The sequence below is a fragment of the Vagococcus elongatus genome (genome assembly GCF_003987645.1).
Taxonomy (GTDB): domain Bacteria; phylum Bacillota; class Bacilli; order Lactobacillales; family Vagococcaceae; genus Vagococcus_A; species Vagococcus_A elongatus.
Map to the genome: position 1 here is coordinate 1 of NZ_NGKA01000030.1, position 22,578 is coordinate 22,578.

A 22,578-nucleotide genomic window follows, 5' to 3' on the forward strand; every position below is an offset into this window, starting at 1 on the left:
TTTGTCAAAATTGACGGCAGATTTTTTGCGCCTTTTTTTAGCTTACAATTTCAATTCGCTAAGATTCAGCTTGAAAAACATTAAAGCCATACTTTTTAAAAATCATATAATTATTCAGTAGGCATTAAATAGGATAGACTTGCTGAAAAATATAAAACCCTTCGTCTCCCACAATGTTTTGGAAAGGCACCCGGTAAACAGCACTCAGTATTTTCACAATCAAAGAAGTTGCCGCCAAAAAATAGGTCCCTCGTATCAACAAATGATGCTTATTTTTCGACATAACTACACCTCAACCGGTCAAGCACTAACTTGTTCCTGTATTCTCTGCTCTCTTATCGCTTCCACAAAAGCTCCGACTTCACGCAAGCATTGTTCAACCGTCATGTTTTTAGGAATCGTTAACGTGATTGTCATTTTGCCGTCGTCTAAGCCCATATCCGATTTTAACCGAGTGGCACTCAAGGCTTTAAACAGCTGTTCAATAGAATATGCTTTAGTCCCCGCTTTACTTAAAATCAATTTCACCTGTTTTTTATCTCGGCGGATAGACTCAAGCAAGGCCCGGTCCCCGTTCATCTTCAAGCGGCCGACTTCCAGCAGATACGACACTTCTTGCGGGAAATCGCCAAAGCGATCCAGCAAATCCCCTTCTAATTCATCATACATCTCACGATTTTCCAATTGGCGTACACGTTTGTAAATCTCTATTTTCTGACGTTCATCCTGTATGTATCCTGTCGGCAAATAAGCGTCAATCCCAAAATCGATTTCCACAGAGGTTTTGAATTCTGTCATTTCTTTCCCCTGCTTCCGGGCAACAGCTTCTGACAACATTTGAGAATACATATCAAAACCGACGGAATCGATAAATCCGTGTTGCTGCGCACCGAGAAGATTTCCGGCACCGCGAATAGACAAATCACGCATAGCGATTTTGAAACCGGAACCCAACTCAGTGAAATCTTTGATGGCTTGCAATCTTTTTTCACTTACTTCAGTCAAGATTTTCTGCGGCGCATACATGAAATAAGCATAAGCCACACGATTGCTGCGGCCCACTCTGCCCCGCAGCTGATAAAGTTGGGATAATCCCATGTGGTCGGCATTTTCCACAAACAACGTATTGACATTGGGGATGTCGACACCCGTTTCGATAATCGTCGTTGTCACCAATACATCATAGGCACCGCTGATGAAGTCCATCAGCACATTTTCCAGCTGAATTTCAGACATCTGTCCATGGGCAAAAGCCATTCTGGCATTTGGCACTAGGTCCTGCAACTCTAAAACCTTTTGATCGATAGTGTCCACCCGATTATGCAGATAAAAAACCTGCCCACCCCGGGCAATTTCCCGCTCGATGCCGTCACGGATAGCTCCAACATTCTCCTCCATCACATAGGTTTGGACGGGGTATCTGTTGGAAGGCGGTGTCTCGATAACAGATAAGTCACGTACTCCCAGCATAGACATATGTAATGTTCTTGGAATAGGTGTTGCTGTCAAAGTCAGAACATCCACATCTTTACGTAATTGTTTTAAACGCTCTTTATGCTTCACACCAAAACGCTGCTCTTCATCGATGATCAGCAAGCCCAAATCTTGAAACACCATATCCTGAGACAAGATACGATGGGTGCCAACGACCATATCGACTTGACCTTTGCGAAGAGCATCTAGTGTTTCAGCTTGTTGTTTTTTAGTTCTGAAACGGCTTAACAAATCCACCGTTACAGGGTAGTCGCGAAAACGGTCTAACATGGTTTCGTAATGCTGCTGGGCTAACACAGTCGTCGGAACCAAAAAGGCTACTTGTTTACTATCTTTGATTGCCTTGAAAGCTGCTCTGAGGGCAACTTCTGTCTTCCCGTAACCCACATCACCCACCAAAAGGCGGTCCATCGGTTTTTCTTTTTCCATGTCCCGTTTGATTTCTTGAACACTTCGTAACTGATCTTCTGTCTCAGTATAAGGAAAAGCATCTTCAAATTCTTTTTGATAACTATCATCTGGAGAAAAAGCATAGCCCTTTTCTGCTTCACGGGCCGCATACAGCTGAATCAAATCATCGGCGATATCTTCTATTTTTCCTGAAACCCGTTTTTTAGTCTTGGTCCACTCACTGCCCCCAAGCTTATTGATTCGGGGAGTTTTAGATTCTGAAGCAACATATTTTTGAATCAAATTAAGTTGGGTTACCGGAATAAACAATTTATCATTGTTCTGATAAAGGATGGTCATGTAATCTTGATGCACGCCATCCATCTCTAAAGTTTCCATCCCGATGTACTTGCCGATCCCATGATTGACATGGACCACATAGTCTCCAGCTTTCAACTCATTGTAACTTTTTAACCGTTCGGCATTGGAAAGTGTCTGAGTTCTGGCACGTTTGCGTTTGGTCGTCTGCAGTAACTCTTTCTCCGTCACTACTACCAATCTTTCTTCCACCAGCTCAAAGCCGTCTTGTAAGGCGCCTAATCGAATCTGTGTGGTTCCTTCCAGCAATTCACCCTCATACTGGCTCACCACCGGCACGTGATAATCTTCCAGCATTTCAGACATTTTCCGGCCTTTTTCTTCATCAGAAACCAGCAAGACAACCGTTTCTTTTTTCTTATGCCAACTGGCAATTTCTTCTTTTAATAATGGAATCTGTCCAAAGAACTGTTGCATAGAGCGACATTGAAAAGTATATATTTTTTGAAACTTTAAATTTCCCATGCCCTTTTGGAAAAGCGAAAAAAAGGATTGAGGCAAGTCAGTTTCCCTGACAATCGTACGAATATCCCGGCCAAACTGCTGCCCGGGGAGCATTCTCAACTCTTGAAGCTTCAATGTCACCCACTCAGCTTCTTCCAGCAGCAATTCTCTTTCCACTTCCAACACTCGGGCATAATCATCGATAATAATTGCGTCTTTCTCGCTCAAATAAGAGTGAATGCCAAGTTTTTCTTGATAGACTAAATCTAAATAATAGCGGACGTCTTCTGTCGGATTACCCCGCTCCCACTCATCAGCCAACTGATGAAAATAAGTTTCTACCAGCTCCCGGTCCGTCTCATCCTTAATCCCGCCTACATAGGAGGCCAATGCTTGTCTTAACTTGACTGCCCCTTGGACCAAATCTTCTTTAGAAGGCAAAACATCTGTGGCAGGTGTTAAAATAAAGGATTGAATATTTTGTATCGACCGTTGTGTTTCCGCATCAAAAGTCCTTAGTGAGTCTACCTCGTCATCAAACAAATCAACACGATAAGGATATTCGCTCGTCAGAGGATAAATATCTATGATCCCCCCTCGGACACTAAACTCGCCCGGTTTCCCCACCATAGTCTCTCTTTGGTAGCCCATTAAAACCAAGTCACTTAAAAAACTCTCAATATTTATAATACTGCCGACAGCAATTTCCTTCTCATAGGAACGCCAAGTTTGAGGAGCAGGCAAATATTTACGATAGCCTGCAGCAGGAACCAGCAAAATACCTGTACGGTCACTTGCTAAAAATGATAAGGCTGAAATCTTTTCTGCCAGTGCCTCCGGGGAAGAAAAACTCATTTCCACCGATGTGACTTCATCAACAGGAAAACTATAAATTTCCTCATCAGGTATCACATTGCGCAAGTCCTCTAGCAGATGATTCATTTGATATAAATTCGGGACAACGATGACTAATTTGTTTTTTTGTGTGTGATAAAAACTTGCCATCGCCAGCATCTTGGCAGAATTTGTCAGTCCCACCACCAGCTGATGAGAATTGCTTCTTGTTCCCTCTATCCATGATCGTATTTTTTCTGTTTTTAACATTTTCTCCACAAAAACCATTATTCTCACCTAAATCTTTCCGTTAAAGCGGCTCATCGTTTTAACAAAATCATTTTCTTTTATCCAATCTTCACAAGCGTCTGCCGCTGTTTTTACCGAAAGAAGCATTTCCTCATGAGTTTCTTTGGGAAAAGGGCTTAACACGTGGCTCACCACATCTTGTCCCGGAAATGGCCGATTTACACCCACACGAATCCGGTTAAACTTTTGAGTCCCCAGATGCTGGATCAAACTTTTTATCCCGTTATGCCCTCCTGCGCCGCCTTTTTGACGAAGACGAATCTTTCCAATCGGCAAATCCATATCATCATAGATTACCAGCAAATCCTCTAACGTCAATTGATAATAATCCATCAAGGGACGGATAGACCGCCCCGATTCATTCATAAATGTTTGCGGTTTTACCAGTAATATTTTTTCTCCCTCATAAAAAAACTCTGAGATGTCAGCCTCAAATTGATGCTTTTTCCATTTCGTCTTTTGACGGAAGGATAGCTCATCTACAGTGATGAAGCCGATATTATGTTTTGTTACCATATATTTTCTGCCTGGATTACCCAGCCCTACGATTAATTTCATTTATTTCCCTTTCGTTTTGCATTCATTTAAAAAACAACCTAAACAACACAAAATAGCCGAGCAACTTGCATTGCCCAGTCCTATCTGTTAGTATAACATAGATTATGGGGAAAAATATTAAAAAAGTTTATATGTTTTAATTTTTTGAGCGTAAAGGATTTATTTTTATTTCAATTATGTTACAATGTGCTTAAATTTTATTAAATGGGGGACAAAATGAATAAGAAAACCATTCTGCTGGCTGTCGCCGGTCTTTTGATTGCGATGCTCGCATTTGTTTATATTAAACAATATTCCTTTTACAAAGAGCACTTCTTACCAAAAACTATCACTAATGGCATAAACATCAGTGACATGACGGCCGAACAAGCAAATAAAAAACTAGTTGAAAAAGCAGAACAAAGTCAAGTTGTGATAACAGACAATGGGGTTGCCTGGAAAGAAATCTCAACTAAAGAAGCAGGAGTCCAATACGATTACCTGAAAGAATTAAAGGCTTTAATGAAGAAACAATCTCACGGGACATGGTTTTTAGCAACCTTTTCGAATAAAAAAACAACATTGGAAAGCACAGCAATCGATGATGCTGCTTTACAAGCGACCATTGAAAGTCTGACACATGAACTGGAAGCTTTCAATCAAGAGCGGACAGCGACTAAGAATGCGTCAATCGAGAAAACTGACAATGGTTTCGAAATCATTCCTGAAGTTCAAGGAAATTCTTTTGACGTGAATCAAGTGATGGTCGATTTTGAACAAGTATTGCGTCAAGGAAAATCAACCCTTGAATTAGAAGACTACACAAAAGTACCAACCATCAAAAGTGATAATGCCGACTTAAAAAGCAATTTTGAGGCCGTTCAAAAAATAGCGCAACAAGGTGTGGCTTATATCATTAATGGACAAAGAATCGAAGTGCCGCCAAATACGGTCGCTTCTTGGATTAATTACGATAGTGAAAACCAAACTATTGGGATCAATGACGAAAATATCCGCAACTTTGTGACCGACTTAGGTGCTCAATATAATACAAGTACTAACGCTACACCGTTCAACAGCTCTCGCAGAGGACAAGTTTCTGTTCCAGCCGGGACGTATAGTTGGACAATTTCTACGGACAGTGAAATCGAAGCATTAAAAAAAGATTTCCTAGCCGGCAATGGGGTGGAACGTTCCCCGGCCTATCAGGGAAGTGCGTCACCGGGAGCAGCCTTGATTGGCAATACCTATGTTGAAATAGATTTGCAAAGCCAACATATGTATTATTATCAAGACGGCGCCTTGAAGCTGGAAACGGATGTTGTTACAGGAAAGCCTTCAACGCCTACGCCAACTGGTGTCTTTTATGTCTGGAATAAATCTCAGAATGAAACTCTCAGAGGTACAAACGATGACGGAAGCAAGTATGCTGAACCTGTCAGCTACTGGATGCCGATTGACTGGACGGGTGTTGGGATTCACGACTCTCCTTGGCAGCCAGCTTATGGCGGGCAACTGTGGCAATCAATTGGTTCCCACGGGTGTATCAATACACCTCCGGGAGTGATGGCCCAATTTTATCAGATAGTGGCTGTTGGAACGCCTGTCGTGGTAATTTAACATATAATAATAATTTCTCAATAGGAGATTTGCTATATCAAAAAAAGATGTAGCAACTCTCCTATTATTTTTTATCTTAAAGACAGATTTATTAGTGCTAACTGTAGAATTGATCAGAGTAGTTTTTGATACGCTAAAATGGTATTCCCACCAGAAACTGACTAGGAAATTAATCTACACGTGTTTCCTTACGGTGTGCATGTGAGATCACATTTTAAATATTCAATACCCTTGAAAAAAGGCGTTGACTTAAAATAGGCAAAGTGAATTACCAATTATAGAACAAAGTCCTACCATATAAAAATGTTCCCAGTTTATTGCCTTTACAAGTCCTAATAAACTGGGAACATTTCTTTCAGCTATTCATTTATCTAAATAAATTTCATACTCAAACAATAATTTCATAAATCATGAAATAACCGCTATATATTTCTAAAGTAACACTATCAAAATATCTCCTTTTAATAAAAAAGTATCTAGTGATGTCTATCACTACACGAAATTTTTAAAATTCAGTCTCAATATATAGAGTCAAGTTTCAAAAAAACGCAACTGCTTACAGGAATCTGAAACTCTCCCCCTAACTTAGAACCCTTTTTGATACAAATTTTCTATACAATTATATTAACAACACAAAGGAGGAATTTCATGAGATTAAATAATATCCCAAAAGACTTTTTATGGGGAGCATCCACAAGTGCGTTCCAAGTAGAAGGTGCCTATCAAGAAGATGGGAAAGGTTTATCCATTGCTGACATACGATCTTTCAAAAAAAGTACACAGCAATTAGACACCAAAGTCACAGTGGATCACTATCATCATTGGCAAGAAGATGTAGCGTTAATGAAAGAGTTGGGGATGAAAAGCTATCGTTTTTCAATCAGTTGGCCACGAATCTTCCCAAATGGAACAGATGCACAGCCAAATGAAACCGGATTAGCATTTTATCATCAGTTAATTGATCAATTATTATCAGAAAAAATCGAACCTATTGTCACTATGTACCATTTTGATCAGCCAATGGGAATGATTGAAGAATATGGAGGATGGATTGATCGCCGTTCAATCACAGATTTTGTGAAATATGCTGAATGCCTTTTTGAGGAATTTGGTCAAAAGGTCAAATACTGGTTAACAATCAATGAGCAAGCAGTTCTTGTCGTAGCACCAGATATGTTAGGCATTGACCTAACATTGCCTTTTTCAGAAAAATATCAGCAAGCTTATCAAGCCAACTATCATATGTGGCTTGCTCAGGCAAAGGTTTATAAATTATTTAGAGAAAGATACCCTCACAACTATATTGGACCAGCTATCTCTCACTTAACAACTCTTCCTGCTAGTAAAAAATCATATGATATGATGGCTGCTAAAGAATTAGAAGATTTTTATACATTTTCACAGATAGATGTGGCTTTAAACGGGGAAATTCCAATATATTTTTCTAACGAACTAGCAAATGCTCAAATAACCATCCAAACTTATCCTGAAGATGGAGAAATATTAAAAGAAGGTACAGCTAATTTTATAGGTGTAAACTGGTATTGTACGACAATTGTTGAAGCAAAAAAGGAGAGGCATTCGTCTGACTTTCTTTTCACAAGAATCAATCGCACTTTAGATCCAGATTTACTACATACAAACTGGGGATGGAATTTTGATCCCGTTGGTTTACGTTATGGAATGAGAGAACTGATGCATCGATACGGGGATATCCCAATCATGATTACCGAATGCGGATGGTCTCAAGAAGAACAACTGGAATCTGGTAAAATTCATGATTCTCAACGAATTTCATATTTAAAAGAGCATATCGAACAAATGGATTTGTCTATCGGAGACGGTGTTAATATTATTTCGTTTAATCCTTGGTCTTTCATTGATTTACTAAGTGTGGGAGATGGCATGGAAAAACGATATGGTTTAGTTTTTGTTGATCGGACAAATTTTGAAAAAAGACAGCAAAAGCGATATAAAAAAGATAGCTTTGAATTTTATAAAGAATTAATCAAAGCTAACTCTGTCAATTAGATATATGCATTAGTCGGCGAACGAAGTATTCTGAGAATATACGCATTGGATAATTCCCAATATTCAAATGTCGATTGCTCGTTAAATAGATTGTTTGGTCAAAGGAAAATGAGTCCATTGAATTATAATTTTGCGTAACAAGAACTAAGGGAATGTCTTTTACAAGTAATTCACGAAACGATTGCTTATGATGGCTAAAAAAATTGCCATAATTTGATAAAATGATAATTAAGTCTTCTTTTGAATACATACTTAATATCTCGTCAAGTTTGACTTGAGTCTCCGCTACGTCAATCACTTTGCCAGCAGTTAGACAGCCTAGTTGAATATCTTTTGCAATATATTGTGCATCACTGTATCCCAAACAAGCTACCCTTTGGGCTCGAATGACCCGATGAATAAGTTCATCTACTTGTTGAATGTCTAAAGTATTCTGCATATCTTGAATTGAATCTATCACTTGATCAGAATACTGAACGAAAAATTTTTCAGGATCTGTTGCAATCTCTTGGGATTCTGCTATACTCATGCGTAAAAAAATATTTTTAGAAAAACGAGAAATCGAGGAAAAATATTTTTTAAATTCTCGATAACTGTCAAAGCCAAGAAAGTTGATAAAACGGCTGACAGTTGTTTTAGAAACATATGTGCGGTCAGCAAATTCTGTGATGGACAGTGTTGAAAGCTCTTTAATATGATGCAGGATAAACTCAATCAACACATAATGGGTAGATTCTCTGCTTTCATTATTATAGTAAAAAAAAATCTTAGCAATTGGATCCATAAATACCTCCGTATGAAAGGTGATAAAAAATCATGGCAAATCTATACAATAGTTTCCAACAAAAAATTGACGAAAATATTTTACCATTAGCGACAAAATTCGGCTCAAATAAAGTAATTCAAGCTATTTCTGGTGGCTTAATGTATACACTCCCACTGACTTTAGGCGCTTCATTATTTTCTATTTTAGCAAACTTTCCTATTCCTTTTGTAAATGAGTGGCTGCAAAATGCAGGATTGACCATTCATTTCAATGCTGTCATGGGGGGAACATTAAACGCTATTGCATTGTTGATTAGCGTTTCCATCCCTTATAATTACACGAAGCTCTTAGGTAAGTCAAGTGCCAATCCAATCATGGCCTCTTTCTTGACCTTTGCTTCCTTTTTAATATTAATGCCCCAAACAATAGGTGAAGAGGCCCCTATTTCCGCACTGTCCTTCGACTATCTTGGAAGTTCCGGTATGTTTGTTGCAATTCTTTTAAGCCTGGTTATTACAAATAGCTATGTAAAACTATCAAAAAACAAAAAACTTTTGATTCGTATGCCTGAAGGTGTTCCTCCAATGGTCACACAGTCCTTTGAACCCTTAATAATTGCGATGATCATTTTATGCGGGGTGGTAGCTGTTCGAATTGGTTTGAGCTTCACACCGCTAGAAAATCTTTTTAACTTAGTACAAATGATCATTGGTGAGCCTTTGATGAAACTAGGAAGTTCTGCACCTGCTTTAATATTTATCACAGTCATCGCAAATGGATTATTCTTTTTTGGTATCCACCCAAATGCAATCAATAGCGCAATAGTACCACTTTTGATGACGATGGCTATGGCAAATATTGAAGCGGCACAAGCTGGGACTACAATGCCTTACAAAGACATCATGATCTTAAACAGTTTTCTTAATAACGATGCTGTGGGCAGCACATTAAGTTTGTTGATTGCTATTTTAGTATTCGGTAAAAGCAAACGTTATCGTTCATTCGCTAAGGTTTCCTTCCTTCCAAATTTTTTTAATATCAACGAACCTGTAATTTTTGGCTTGCCTATTATGCTAAATCCTGTTCTATTAGTCCCTTTTCTTTTAAGTACAGTCGTCACTGCTACCATTGGATACTTGGGATCAGTCTCTGGCTTTATTTCACATTACAATCAAGTATTAGCTATGGGCATTCCTTGGACGACACCAAAAATAATTTCCACTTTCTTCACTATGGGATGGCAAGGATTGGTCTTGAGAATCATTTGCTTGATTGCCATGGTATTTGTCTACATGCCATTTATTAAAGCACTAGATAATAAAGAATTATTAAAAGAACAGGAGCTTTTATAATATGTTTGAAAAAGACTTTTTATGGGGTGCTTCTACAAGTGCCTATCAAGTTGAAGGTGCGTGGAATGTAGACGGTAAAGAACCTTCTGTTCAAGACATTAGACAAGTGCCAGAAAATACCAGTGATTTTAAAGTTGCTGCTGATCACTATCATCACGTGAAAGAAGATGTTGCATTATTTTCAGAGCTGGGGCTAAAAGCTTATCGCTTCTCCATCTCTTGGAGTCGTGTTATGCCCAATGGTGTGATAAATCCAAAAGGCGTTGACTTTTATCACACATTAATTGATGAGTTACTAAAAAACAACATTGAACCTATCGTCACAGTATTTCACTTTGATTTACCCGCCTCACTTTATAAACAAGGCGGTTGGGGCAATCGACAAACGATTCAAGCTTTCGCAGATTATTGTACATTTTTATTTGATACATTTGGCGACAAAGTACACTATTGGCAAACAATTAACGAACAAAACATGCTTACTCTAGCAGGCAAACTAATTTCTGGAAATAAAAAAACTTGGAAAGATATTTTTCAAGAAAATCACCATATGTTAGTAGCACAATCAAAAGTAATGGGTATTTATCATAATAGTGATCATTCCGGGAAAATTGGCCCGGCACCAAATATTTGTGCCGTCTATCCATCCTCTCCTTCTGCTGAAAATCAATTAGCTGCTGATTATATGAGCGCCTTCCGTAATTGGTTATATTTGGATGCAGCAGTATTTGGTCGCTATAATGCTCAAGCTCTTGAGATTTTACGTGCACTTGATGCTGTGCCTGAAATTACACTCGAAGACGAAAGAATTATGAAACAAAATACTTGCGATTACATCGCCTTTAATTATTACAATACTGCTTGTGTCACAAGTTTTGACCTAGGTGAAATAAAAGAAGGAGATCAGCAAAAAGGACTGGCTATTCCAGGTTTCTTCAAAAGTATCGAAAATCCAAATCTTCCACAAACCGAGTTTGGTTGGTCCATTGATCCGACAGGTCTTAGGGTCACCGCTCATCAAATTTATTCTAGATATGGCCTACCGTTATTAATTACCGAAAACGGCCTTGGCGGGAGGGATAAATTGGAAGAAGACGGCACAATTCACGATAACTACCGGATCGATTACTTGCGTCAACATATCATAGAATTAGAAAAAACTATTGAAGATGGCGTCCCATTCATCGGATATTGTCCTTGGAGCGCAATTGATTTAATCAGTACCCATGAAGGCATTAGAAAACGTTATGGGTTCATTTATGTTAATCGTTCAGATTTTGACTTGAAGGATTTAAAACGTTATAGAAAAGATAGTTTTTATTGGTACCAACATTTAATTGAAACTAATGGTAGAGAAAAGTAGGTGGGTAATATTAATATTTTGTCGATCGATATCGGAGGAACGTACATCAAATATGGCTTATACAACACAGACACTCATCAGCTGACTCATGTAGATGCTTTGCCTACACCTACTCATTCATTTGAAGCATTAGCAGCAACTATCAATTCACTAAAAAAACAATTTGAGGAACATCTTATTTCAGGAATAGCTTTTAGTTTGCCGGGAACAATTCATGCTGATAGCGGCCTAGTAATTCAAGGAGGAGCCTTACAATATAACAATCAAATCAATTTTATTGAAGTTTTCAAGCATCAATTAAATTGTCCAGTGAGCATTGAGAATGATGCACGTTGTGCTGCTCTTGCTGAACTTTGGAAGGGAAACTTAAAAAATGTTCAAAACGGCTTAGTTCTCGTTATAGGTACTGGATTAGGTGGTGCCATCATCCAAAATGGAACAATTTATGCAGGAGCCCACCGATACGCTGGCGAATTATCCATGATTGTTACCAAAAGTATTCGGAAATATGGCGCACAAGCTGTCTTAGGAAATCAAGTGAGCATTCCCTTATTCATTCAACATATGTCTCAAAAAATCGGAAAATCCATAGAAGGTCCTGAACTTTTTCAGCTGATTGAAGATGGACACCCCGAGTTGAACAAAGAATTCCAGAAATATTTAGATAATTTTGTACAGCAGATATTCAACTTTCAAATTTCTTACGATCCTGAACAAATTTTAATTGGAGGAGGTATCAGTCGCAATCAATTTTTTATGGATAGGCTAGTCAATACAATGGAAAATTTTTACCAGTTGCTCCCAATTCAAATTCCACATGCTAAACTAAAAACTTGTAAGTTTAAAAACAATGCCAATCTAATTGGTGCAGTAAAACATTATCTTGATTCTATTGGATAACTGTTGCCAGTCCACAACAATCACCTTTGCTTTTTAATGTCCTGAGAAATAGCAGTAATCCTTCTCAGGACAATTTTATTGCTTATTGCGAATTTTGCTTACTTTATCGGTGAAAACTCCACTTGGTTCCAAGTCTCTGACAAACAAAATCATCAATTTAGCAACGACCTCATTACTAATTTCAGAATTGATCATTGCTTAAAAAATCATTTGGGAGTATTTTTGTGCATCTTGACTAAGATATTTCATCTCGCTCAATTTGGCAAATGAAAAAATTAAATCCCCACCCATTTTTTTAATTTTACTCCGGCATTTACACCCTATTATCCTGTTGATAACTACTAAGTTTTCATGAAAATATTATTGTGAAAACATTGAACGACACAGAGTATCGCTTTTATCCACATTGTGAATAAAACACCAATAGTTGTGGGGGTAATTAAATAAAACACAATATATGGTGTGTTTGAGTTGACTTTTTTTCTATAGACAGTATACTATTAATTATCAAAAAGTTTTTGGAGGTAAGTTACAATGAACAATATTACTCTTTATACAAAAAATAATTGTCCTCAATGTAAGATGACAAAAAGATTCTTGAATGACAAACATCTTTCCTATAACGAAATCAACATAGATTCCCAACCCCAATACATCGACTGGTTGAAAGAACAAGGTCACCGTACAGTCCCAGTTCTAACCACTGAAGGTTTGGGCACCATTGTCGGTTTCCGTCCAGATAAACTACGTACATTGGCAGTCTAATATGAAAATCGTATATTTTTCCTTAACAGGGCAAACTAGGCGTTTTATAAAAAAGCTTGACCTCCCTGCTTACGAAATAGACTCGGGAAACCCTTTTTATGAATTGAATGAACCTTACATTTTAGTCGTTCCTACTTATGATGCTGACGTAACAGAGGTAGTGAACGATTTTATTGAGTTCGAAACCAACCAGAAAAATCTTTTGGGGGTGGCTGGTGGAGGTAATCGCAATTTTGCTGATCTTTTTATTTTTACTGCTAAACATATTGCCCGAGATTACCAAGTCCCGCTGCTTTTTGAATTCGAATTTAATGGTACAACAGAAGATGTGGAAAATTTTAGGAAAGTAGTGAATAACATTGAGTCTGAAAGAGCTAAATGATGTGTCTTATTTTAAATTGAATAATGAGATCAACCGTCCGGTAGACGGACAAATTCCTTTGCATAAGGATAAAGAAGCTTTAAAAGCTTTTTTTGAAGAAAATGTGGAACCAAATACGATGACGTTCCCCTCTGTGGAGGAAAAAATCAATTATTTGATAGCACAGGATTATCTTGAAGAAGCCTTCATTCAGAAATATTCTATGGCGTTTATTTCGTCCTTATTTGATTATTTAAAAGCCCAAAAATTTACTTTTAAGTCTTTTATGGCTGCTTATAAATTTTATTCTCAATATGCCTTGAAAAATAATGAAGGAACTCTTTACTTAGAAAGTTTCGAGGACCGGGTGGCATTTAATGCACTATACTTTGCTGATGGCGATGAAAAATTAGCTATGAAGCTGGCGGATGAAATGATTCATCAACGTTATCAACCTGCCACACCTTCTTTCCTGAATGCCGGCCGCAAGCGTCGGGGAGAATTAGTTTCTTGTTTTCTTTTGCAAGTGACTGATGACATGAACAGTATTGGACGTTCAATCAACAGTGCACTACAGCTTTCTCGTATTGGAGGAGGCGTGGGCATCTCTCTATCTAATCTGCGCGAAGCCGGGGCGCCAATCAAAGGCTATGAAGGTGCGGCCAGCGGCGTCGTTCCAGTGATGAAACTGTTCGAGGATAGTTTTAGTTACAGTAACCAGCTAGGGCAGCGTCAAGGCGCTGGGGTCGTTTATCTTGATGTGTTCCATCCGGATATCGAAATGTTCCTATCAACAAAAAAAGAAAATGCGGATGAAAAAATCCGGGTGAAGACTCTCTCCTTAGGCTTGACAATTCCAGACAAATTTTATGAACTGGCACGCAACAACGAGGAAATGTATCTATTCAGCCCTTATAGTGTGGAAAGAGAATACGGCGTACCCTTCTCCTATATTGACATCACACAAAAATATGATGAGTTGGTAGCCAATCCTAACATACGAAAAACTAAAATTCTAGCTCGTGATTTAGAAAATGAAATCAGCAAATTACAACAAGAATCAGGTTATCCCTATATCATCAATATCGATGAGGCTAACCGCCAAAATCCAATTGACGGCAAGATTATCATGAGTAACTTATGCTCAGAAATCCTTCAAGTCCAAACCCCTTCTGTCATCAACGACCGGCAGGAGTATGAGGTCCTTGGAACGGATATCAGTTGTAATTTAGGCTCCACTAATATTCCAAACTTGATGTCTAGTCCTGATTTTGGCGAGTCAGTTCGTGCGATGACCCGGGCATTGACTTATATCACAGATTCTTCTGATATTGATGTGGTGCCTTCCATTCAAAACGGCAACTCCTTGAACCATACGATTGGCTTAGGTGCCATGGGACTGCATACATTTTTCGCTAAAAACCAGATGAGCTACGGCTCCCCTGAATCTATTGAATTCACAGATGTTTATTTTAGTTTGCTGAATTATTGGACACTCGTTGAAAGTAATCAGATTGCAAAAGAGCGCAAAGTTAGTTTTAATAATTTTGAAAATTCTGCTTATGCAGACGGCACATATTTCGACCGCTACATCAACCAGCCGGTGGTGCCTCATTCTGAGAAAATCAAAGATATTTTCAATGGCATATTTATTCCTGCCGCTGAGGACTGGTCAGCTTTGCGTGACAACATCCAAGCAGACGGCTTGTACCACCAAAATCGCTTGGCAGTCGCTCCAAACGGCTCGATTTCCTATATCAATGACACCAGCGCAAGCATTCATCCGATCACTCGGCTGATTGAGGAACGTCAAGAAAAGAAAATCGGGAAAATTTACTATCCAGCTCCAAATCTAAGTAACGAAACATTGCCTTATTACACTTCTGCCTATGACATGGATATGCGTCAAGTGATAGATGTTTATGCTGCGGCGCAGAAGCATGTGGATCAAGGCATGAGTTTAACTCTCTTCATGCGCTCTGAGATTCCAGAAGGACTATACGAATGGAAAACAGAGACTAGCAAACAAACGACACGTGATCTGACTATTTTACGTCACTACGCCTTTAATCAAGGGATCAAATCCATATATTATGTGCGGACGTTTACAGAAGATGAAGAGGAAATCGGCAGCAATCAATGTGAAAGCTGTGTTATTTAAGAAGGGAGTCTGAAACAAATTGACCACAAATAAAACCTATTATGAAGCGATAAACTGGAACGCTGTTGAAGATATGATCGATAAATCCACTTGGGAAAAGTTGACAGAACAATTTTGGCTAGATACCCGTATCCCTTTGTCTAATGATTTAGACGACTGGCGAACACTGTCAGAATTAGAAAAAACAACTGTAGGCTATGTTTTTGGAGGATTGACTTTATTAGATACAGTCCAATCTGAAAGCGGGATTGACGCTATCCGTCATGATTGCCGCACGCCCCATGAGGAAGCAGTGCTGAATAATATTCAATTCATGGAATCTGTCCACGCTAAAAGTTATTCTTCTATCTTCAGCACGTTAAATACAAAAGCTGAGATCGATGATATTTTCGAATGGACGAACACCAATGAATTTTTGCAGAAAAAAGCCAAAATCATTAATGAAATTTACTTAAATGGGACAGCTTTAGAAAAAAAAGTAGCCAGTGTTTTACTGGAAACTTTCCTGTTTTACTCAGGATTTTACACTCCCTTGTATTACCTAGGAAATAACAAACTGGCAAACGTGGCAGAAATCATCAAGTTAATCATCCGTGACGAATCTGTCCACGGCACTTATATCGGCTATAAATTCCAACTGGGATATAATGAACTTTCTGAGGAAGAACAACAGGCGATGGAAGACTGGGTTTATAATCTGATGTATGACCTTTATGAAAACGAAGAACACTACACAGAATTACTGTACGATGAGCTGGGCTGGACGGAGGAAGTCAAAGTTTTCCTGCGTTACAATGCCAATAAAGCGTTGATGAATTTAGGGTTTGACCCGCTGTTTCCAGACACAGCAAATGACGTAAACCCCATCGTAATGAATGGTATCTCTACTGGAACAAGCAACCATGACTTTTTCTCACAGGTGGGCAACGGCTATCTTTTGGGAACAGTTGAAGCTATGGCAGACGATGATTACCTGATCGGAATGAAATAAAGTCATCAATGAATTAAAAAATCCAGTATGAAAATAGTTTCGGATAAAATACTAAACGTTAAAAAATATCCTAGATAGTCATTAAAGCTATCTAGGATATTTCTTTATTTTACAGCTCAAATTAAGCTAGACAAACTCCTCTCGTCTAGGAAACTCAAAGACACTTCCATTAGTATTTCGATAAGGTAGTCATTTTCTCGAAACATGCTCCGCTTATTAGTGACAATGGAGATGATTTCTTAACTGACGTGAATAAAATCTATCATGGATAGAAGAATCTTCATTTAAAATACTTTTGATAACTTTTATCATGTCTATTGGGAAACAAAACGTCTGCCTAAACTTTTTATTGGAATCGCATTTCCAAAAAAGTAAATTAGTCCAGTTTGAACAGGCAGCATTATGGCTGCTTTTACTATCCGAAGGCTCCAAAGCTTGCCATCAGTAAGTGGAACACCGTACATGATTGATAGCCAAATCGGTGTTAAACAAAGACTGATCAGCAGCGTATTAAGCAAGACACAAAAAAATGCTTTGTTTAGCGTTACTTTTTTCTTATAGAAGAAAGCACCATAAATTAAACCGCCAATAAATGCGTTGAGTGTAAAGCCGATAAAAAACGGGGCCTTGCCCAACAATGTGTTTCCAATAACATCAGCGATGGAAGCACCGACCGCTGTCCAAAATGGCCCAAAGAGGCTTGCCATGACAACTTCTGGAATAAAATCAAATGTGATTTTCAAAAACTGTGTTTCCAAACCAAATACTTGAGAAAGTATGACCATCAATGCAACAAGAAAACTGATTGTTGTCATTGAGTAAATATTTATTTTTTTCAATATGTGCATCTCCCTTTAGAGTTGCTACACAATTATTTATGCAGCGAATGCAAAGACAAAACCGCGAACCATTGTTCTTCGTTTTTAGAGCAACATCCCATCTCAAAAATACTTAACGCTTTGTCCTTTACTCTGTTATTTTTAATTTAATGTTTTGTATAACTCAAATAATAAAATCCTGATACAAATACTGCCCCGCCTACAATATTACCTAAATAAACAGGAATGAAATTTTTAATAAAATCTAGCCATCTACTCCCGCCTTCAAATATAGCGGCTGGAATAATAAAACAATTGGCTATACTATGCTGAAATCCTATTGCAACAAAAATCATTACCGGAAACCAAATAGCTAAAATTTTCCCTGCACTGTCCTTTGCTCCGTAACAAAGCCATACTGCAAGACCGACAAACCAATTACAGCCAATGCCTGACACAAAAGACTGAAGAAAGGTACTATCTACTTTATGTTGTGCCATACTAATGACTTGTGCCCGAAAAACCCCAGTATGTGTCAGTCCTACAAAGTGCCCAAAAAAGTAGGCAACAAAGACAGCCCCTACCACATTAGCAAGCGTAATGATTATCCAGTTTTTTAACAACTGACTCGCAGATATTTTTTTGGCAAAAAAAGTACTGCTGACCACCATCATATTTCCTGTGATCAATTCTCCGCCAGCCATCAAGATGACTATTAAGCCAATAGGAAAAACACTTCCACCAACAAGATTAGCAATACTTGGTAATTCTGTCACAATCGATGCTGTCACACGAATATAGGCTAAATATCCTAATGAAATCATTGCGCCACCAATGAATCCCAAAATCAACTTTGACAGAAGTGTTTTTTCAACCTTTTCTTTTCCTGCGCAAATACTGTACTGCAAAATCTCGCTTGCGTCTAACATAAAATATCTCCTTAATCACAATAGTTTAATATCATCTTCCCAACTAAACTATCTCTAGCTCTTCAAAGTGAGTTTAAATTCTTACATTTTGTAAAATAGTGATACACGCTTTAATTTCAACTTTAATTTCTCTTAGTTTGTCTTTAGCGTGTTGATATTTCCTTGATTTCTTTGAAATACTGCTCTAATTCTTCCAAAGGCACTTGAGTTTCTTCACCTGTTGCCAAATTTTTTATTGTGACACTGTTGGCTGTTTCCTCTTCATCTCCAACGAAAGCAACAAATCCAGCACCTAGGCGATTGGCTGCACGTAACTGTGTCTTTAATTTACGGTAACTTGTTTCCAATTCAGTTTTTAACCCGCTATGTCTTGCATATTGGGCAACTTTAATTGCCAGCTGTTCGCTTTTTTTGCTAACACAAGAAACATACACATCTAACGATGATGTTTTAGGGATTTCTTTTCCTTCAGCTTCGATAGCAATCAATACTCTTTCAATGCCTAAAGCAAAACCAAAACCTGAATCTTTTTCAAGCGGTCCATCAAATTCACTGATCAAGCCATCATATCGTCCGCCAGCGCAAATAGTCGTCAAGACATTTTCAAACCCCGGTGCGTCACTCATGATTTCAAAAACAGTGTCATTGTAATAGTCCAAGCCCCTGACCATACGACTATCTACTTCGTAGGGAACAGCTAAACTGTCCAACAACCTTTTGACTTCTTCAAAGAAAGTTCTGCTTTCATCATCTAGATAGTCTAAAATAGAAGGTGCATTTTCGATGATTTTTGCATCTTCCTCAGCTTTACTATCAAGCACACGTAACGGATTAGTATAAAGTCTTCTTTTTGAATCCTGACTTAGCTGGTCTTCCACTTTGCTTAAATAATCAACTAACACTTCCCGGTAGTTGCTGCGACTCTTTTTATTTCCAAGAGAGTTGATCACTAATTTTAAATGAGTGATACCTAGTTCTTTAAAGAAATCTAACCCCATGACTATGGTTTCAACATCTGTAATCGGACTTTGGGAACCTATTACCTCCACACCAATTTGATGAAACTGGCGAAGCCGGCCAGCTTGTGGTCGTTCATAACGAAACATAGGGCCAATGTAAAATGCCTTAAATGGTTGCGGGTGTTCCGGACCAAATAATTTATTTTCTACATAACTTCTGACAAGTGCAGCGGTTCCCTCTGGACGAAGGGTTATATGTCTGTTCCCTTTATCGTAAAAATCATACATTTCTTTTGATACAATGTCTGTATTTTCTCCTATACTACGAACAATTACTTCAAAATTTTCAAAAATCGGCGTTCTTAGTTCGCCAAAATGATATAACTTAAATATTTCTCGTGCTTTATTTTCAACGAATTGCCATTTTTCTGCTTCTTGAGGTAAAATATCCATCGTTCCCTTTGGTTTTTGGAACTTCATTTTGAGTCCTCCTATCAATAAAAAATGAACAAGTAAAAAGTAACGAATAAATTGTTAATTCTTACTTGTTCGAGTACTTTTTTAGCTAAATTGAATATTCAAGTCTATTTCTTGTTCAACTGCTGACAGCAAGTCACCATTGATTATTACTTCCGTTGCTTTGTTCAACTCATCATACATTTCAATATCTTTATCGTTTTCAATAAACGAGACAAATTGACGGAAAGAATCATATGCCGGCTGCGTTCCTTTACCCAGTCCCTTCTGGTAACCGCGGATATCTAACGCTTGACAGGCAGCCATGATTTCAGTTGCCAAGACTCTGCGGGAATTCAACAAGATTTCTGCTGCTGTTCTTGCTGCTGTGGTTCCCATACTCACATAATCTTCTTGGTTTTCACAAGATGGAATCGAGTCTACACTAGCTGGATGGGATAAAATTTTATTCTCTGAAACTAATGAAGCACACGCATACTGTGTAATCATAAAGCCTGAATTCAAGCCCGGATGTTTTACTAAGAATGATGGAAGCTTACTTAATTGAGTATTTACCAATCTTTCCACACGTCGCTCAGAAACATTTCCTATGTTTGCCAATGCAATTCCCAAGAAGTCGAATGGTTGAGCCATTGGTTCCCCGTGGAAGTTACCGCCAGAAATCACATTTCCATCTGGGGTAATGATTGGATTGTCCGTCACAGAATTAATTTCAATTTCGACTTTTTCCCTCACATAGGCAACAGTATCTTTACTTGCACCATGAATTTGCGGCATGCAACGTAAGGTGTAAGGGTCTTGTACGTTTTCGGCTGTCGCTTCTGTCGTATAGCCGCTGCCTTCAATCAGACGGCGAATGTTTCTGGCAGTTGCCAACTGACCGCTTTGCGGGCGGATAATGTGCAACTCTTCCTCAAAGGGACTAGAGATGCCGCCATGAACTTCTAAAGAGAGCGCACCGGCAATATCAGCAAGTTTTAGTAACTGGATCGCATCATAAGTTGCCAACGCACCTACCGCCGTAAGGACTGTTGTTCCATTGATAAAGGCCAGCCCCTCTTTAGCATTTAGCTGAATAATCTCTAAACCAGCTTTTTCCATGGCTTCTTTTCCGGGCAGCAACTCTCCCTTGTAATAAGCTTTACCCAAACCTAAAAGCGGCATGACCATATGAGCCAAAGGAGCCAAGTCTCCAGAAGCACCCAGTGATCCTTTCTCTGGGATAAACGGATGGACACCTTCATTCAACATATTCATTAAGGACTTGACTGTGCTTAAACGAATACCGGAAAATCCTTTAACCAGTGAATTCACACGAATCACCATGATTGCCCGTACCACATCTTCTTTAAATGGTTCGCCAAAACCTGACGCATGTGTCCGAATTAAATTCTCTTGCAATTGAACCGTATCTTCTTGAGAAATACTCACATTACACAATGAGCCAAAACCTGTGTTGACACCATAAACAATACGTTTTTCAGCGACGATATCATCCACGATTTTTCGAGAGCGATTAACCGCTTCTTCCGCACTTTCAGCTATCGCGACTTTTTTATTTTCTCTGGCAACTGCGACAACATCTTCAAGCGTTAAACTTTCACCATCTAATATAATTACTTTATTATCGTTATTCATGTATTTTATTCTCCTATTTTACTTGTTTTTAGTCCTGCGTTGCGTTTGTCTTTTCCCCTCTATTGATGACAAAATATAAAATACTTGCGATTATGACTCCAACTAAACCGGCAATTAGATTGACAGGATTTGCTGCTGCAACCATCCAAATACTAACTATAATCGAAAGAATAGGAATCACTGGACCTAGCGGCAGTCTAAATACGGGTGCATTTTCCATATCCTTACGACGCAGCCAAATGACGGCAAGAGCTGTCGGTATATATTGGAAAAACCGGAAGACAACACTTAGTTCAGCCAGTTGTTCAAAAGAACCGCTTAGCAAGAAGCCGATTGTAATCAAGCCTGAGACGATAATGGCAATAATCGGTGCACCCTTGCTGTTCTTTTTAGCAATAACTTTCGGTAATAAGCCTTCTTCTGAAATCGATGCTCCGTAACGTGGAATCATCAGAGAATCTCCCATGTTTAGTCCCGCAATTGAGATTAATGCTCCAATCGAGATAATCCATTTTCCAATCGGCCCAACCATTTCGACAAAGGCATCTTGTACAGGGGCATTACTTTCCAAAATCCCCATCCCCAGCATTGCAATCGTTCCTGCAATAATCATAAAATATAAAATAGAAACGATACTGATTGAACCAATAATGGCTTTAGGTACATTCTTTTTGGCATTTCTCATCTCACCGGCAACAACAGGCAGGGCCTCAAATCCGATAAAAGCATAGAATACTGTCAAAGAAGTTGATGCCATAGCCTGCGACAAGGACATGTCAGGGTTTAACTGCAAGAATGGCGTGAAATTCCCTAGATTGATTCCTTTTTTAATAAAGAAAATACTCATCAAAGTAAACGAGATGATTGGAATCAACTTAGCAATTGTAATTGTAATTGTAAAAATCTTAGATGTTTTAATCCCCATACTATTAATTAATGCCTGCTGATTACTATATCTTCGTTGATTTAACAGTATCTGTTATATTTTTTTGGTATAATAAGTGCAGGACTTTTCTCGGCAGGTGGCCGAATCCCTTGCACTTTTATTCATTATGGAGGCA

16 protein-coding genes, 2 pseudogenes and 1 riboswitch are annotated in these 22,578 nt (G+C 38.5%); of the genes and pseudogenes, 9 read left to right on the forward strand and 9 right to left on the reverse strand.

All coding sequences use genetic code 11. The features are described 5' to 3' along the window. Positions 1-127: 127 nt before the first annotated feature. The 3 genes and pseudogenes from CBF29_RS12745 to pth all read right to left on the reverse strand — a co-directional run. Positions 128-283 (reverse strand): annotated as a pseudogene (locus CBF29_RS12745) (oligosaccharide flippase family protein); the annotation flags it as partial. A 17-nt stretch (positions 284-300) separates the two neighbouring features. Further along, complete coding sequence (gene mfd, locus CBF29_RS12750; protein ID WP_126810089.1) at positions 301-3,828, reverse strand: transcription-repair coupling factor; 3,528 nt, start codon at positions 3,826-3,828, stop codon at positions 301-303. A gap of 9 nt (positions 3,829-3,837) precedes the next feature. Then, positions 3,838-4,407, reverse strand: coding sequence for an aminoacyl-tRNA hydrolase (gene pth / locus CBF29_RS12755; RefSeq protein WP_126810090.1), 570 nt, complete (start codon positions 4,405-4,407; stop codon positions 3,838-3,840). Between the two features lie 216 nt (positions 4,408-4,623). Between pth and CBF29_RS12760 the strand changes: the two genes are divergently transcribed. After that, complete coding sequence (locus tag CBF29_RS12760) at positions 4,624-6,006, forward strand: L,D-transpeptidase family protein (RefSeq protein ID WP_245987393.1); 1,383 nt, start codon at positions 4,624-4,626, stop codon at positions 6,004-6,006. Between the two features lie 648 nt (positions 6,007-6,654). Then, on the forward strand, positions 6,655-8,037 hold the full coding sequence (locus CBF29_RS12765) for a glycoside hydrolase family 1 protein (protein WP_126810092.1): 1,383 nt from the start codon (positions 6,655-6,657) through the stop codon (positions 8,035-8,037). Here CBF29_RS12765 and CBF29_RS12770 read toward each other — a convergent pair. Next, the gene (locus tag CBF29_RS12770; RefSeq protein WP_126810093.1) at positions 8,030-8,821 is read right to left on the reverse strand and encodes a MurR/RpiR family transcriptional regulator; all 792 of its coding nucleotides are present in this window, start codon (positions 8,819-8,821) and stop codon (positions 8,030-8,032) included. The two genes, CBF29_RS12765 and CBF29_RS12770, sit on opposite strands and share 8 nt — an antisense overlap. Positions 8,822-8,853: 32 nt before the next feature. Between CBF29_RS12770 and CBF29_RS12775 the strand changes: the two genes are divergently transcribed. The 7 genes from CBF29_RS12775 (at position 8,854) to nrdF (ending at position 16,696) form a co-directional block, all read left to right on the forward strand. Then, positions 8,854-10,155: a PTS sugar transporter subunit IIC gene (locus CBF29_RS12775; protein WP_126810094.1), complete on the forward strand. Its 1,302-nt coding sequence runs from the start codon at positions 8,854-8,856 to the stop codon at positions 10,153-10,155. A gap of 1 nt (position 10,156) precedes the next feature. Beyond that, positions 10,157-11,518: a glycoside hydrolase family 1 protein gene (locus CBF29_RS12780; protein WP_126810095.1), complete on the forward strand. Its 1,362-nt coding sequence runs from the start codon at positions 10,157-10,159 to the stop codon at positions 11,516-11,518. Next, the gene (locus tag CBF29_RS12785; RefSeq protein ID WP_126810096.1) at positions 11,519-12,418 is read left to right on the forward strand and encodes an ROK family protein; all 900 of its coding nucleotides are present in this window, start codon (positions 11,519-11,521) and stop codon (positions 12,416-12,418) included. Between the two features lie 534 nt (positions 12,419-12,952). Next, the gene (gene nrdH / locus CBF29_RS12790; protein WP_126810097.1) at positions 12,953-13,183 is read left to right on the forward strand and encodes a glutaredoxin-like protein NrdH; all 231 of its coding nucleotides are present in this window, start codon (positions 12,953-12,955) and stop codon (positions 13,181-13,183) included. Between the two features lies 1 nt (position 13,184). After that, positions 13,185-13,565 carry a class Ib ribonucleoside-diphosphate reductase assembly flavoprotein NrdI gene (nrdI, locus tag CBF29_RS12795; RefSeq protein ID WP_126810098.1) on the forward strand — a complete coding sequence of 127 codons (381 nt, stop codon included), beginning with the start codon at positions 13,185-13,187 and terminating at the stop codon, positions 13,563-13,565. Then, on the forward strand, positions 13,543-15,705 hold the full coding sequence (gene nrdE, locus CBF29_RS12800) for a class 1b ribonucleoside-diphosphate reductase subunit alpha (protein WP_126810099.1): 2,163 nt from the start codon (positions 13,543-13,545) through the stop codon (positions 15,703-15,705). Before nrdI ends, nrdE begins: the two co-directional genes overlap by 23 nt. Positions 15,706-15,724: 19 nt before the next feature. Continuing rightward, positions 15,725-16,696, forward strand: coding sequence for a class 1b ribonucleoside-diphosphate reductase subunit beta (nrdF, locus tag CBF29_RS12805; protein ID WP_281272925.1), 972 nt, complete (start codon positions 15,725-15,727; stop codon positions 16,694-16,696). A 314-nt stretch (positions 16,697-17,010) separates the two neighbouring features. On the opposite strand, the gene CBF29_RS12810 is transcribed toward nrdF, so the two are convergent. The 5 genes and pseudogenes from CBF29_RS12810 to CBF29_RS12830 form a co-directional block, all read right to left on the reverse strand. Next, positions 17,011-17,544: a folate family ECF transporter S component gene (locus tag CBF29_RS12810; protein ID WP_425469905.1), complete on the reverse strand. Its 534-nt coding sequence runs from the start codon at positions 17,542-17,544 to the stop codon at positions 17,011-17,013. Between the two features lie 30 nt (positions 17,545-17,574). After that, a riboswitch (THF riboswitch) is annotated at positions 17,575-17,672 on the reverse strand. Positions 17,673-17,681: 9 nt separating this feature from the next. Then, positions 17,682-18,443, reverse strand: coding sequence for a formate/nitrite transporter family protein (locus CBF29_RS12815; protein WP_126810100.1), 762 nt, complete (start codon positions 18,441-18,443; stop codon positions 17,682-17,684). Positions 18,444-18,586: 143 nt separating this feature from the next. Beyond that, positions 18,587-19,882, reverse strand: coding sequence for a histidine--tRNA ligase (hisS, locus tag CBF29_RS12820; RefSeq protein ID WP_126810101.1), 1,296 nt, complete (start codon positions 19,880-19,882; stop codon positions 18,587-18,589). Between the two features lie 81 nt (positions 19,883-19,963). Beyond that, a complete protein-coding gene (gene hutH / locus CBF29_RS12825; protein ID WP_126810102.1) occupies positions 19,964-21,517 on the reverse strand; it encodes a histidine ammonia-lyase in 1,554 nt (517 codons plus the stop codon). Between the two features lie 28 nt (positions 21,518-21,545). After that, positions 21,546-22,457, reverse strand: a pseudogene (locus CBF29_RS12830) (APC family permease); the annotation flags it as partial. Between the last annotated feature and the right edge of the window lie 121 nt (positions 22,458-22,578).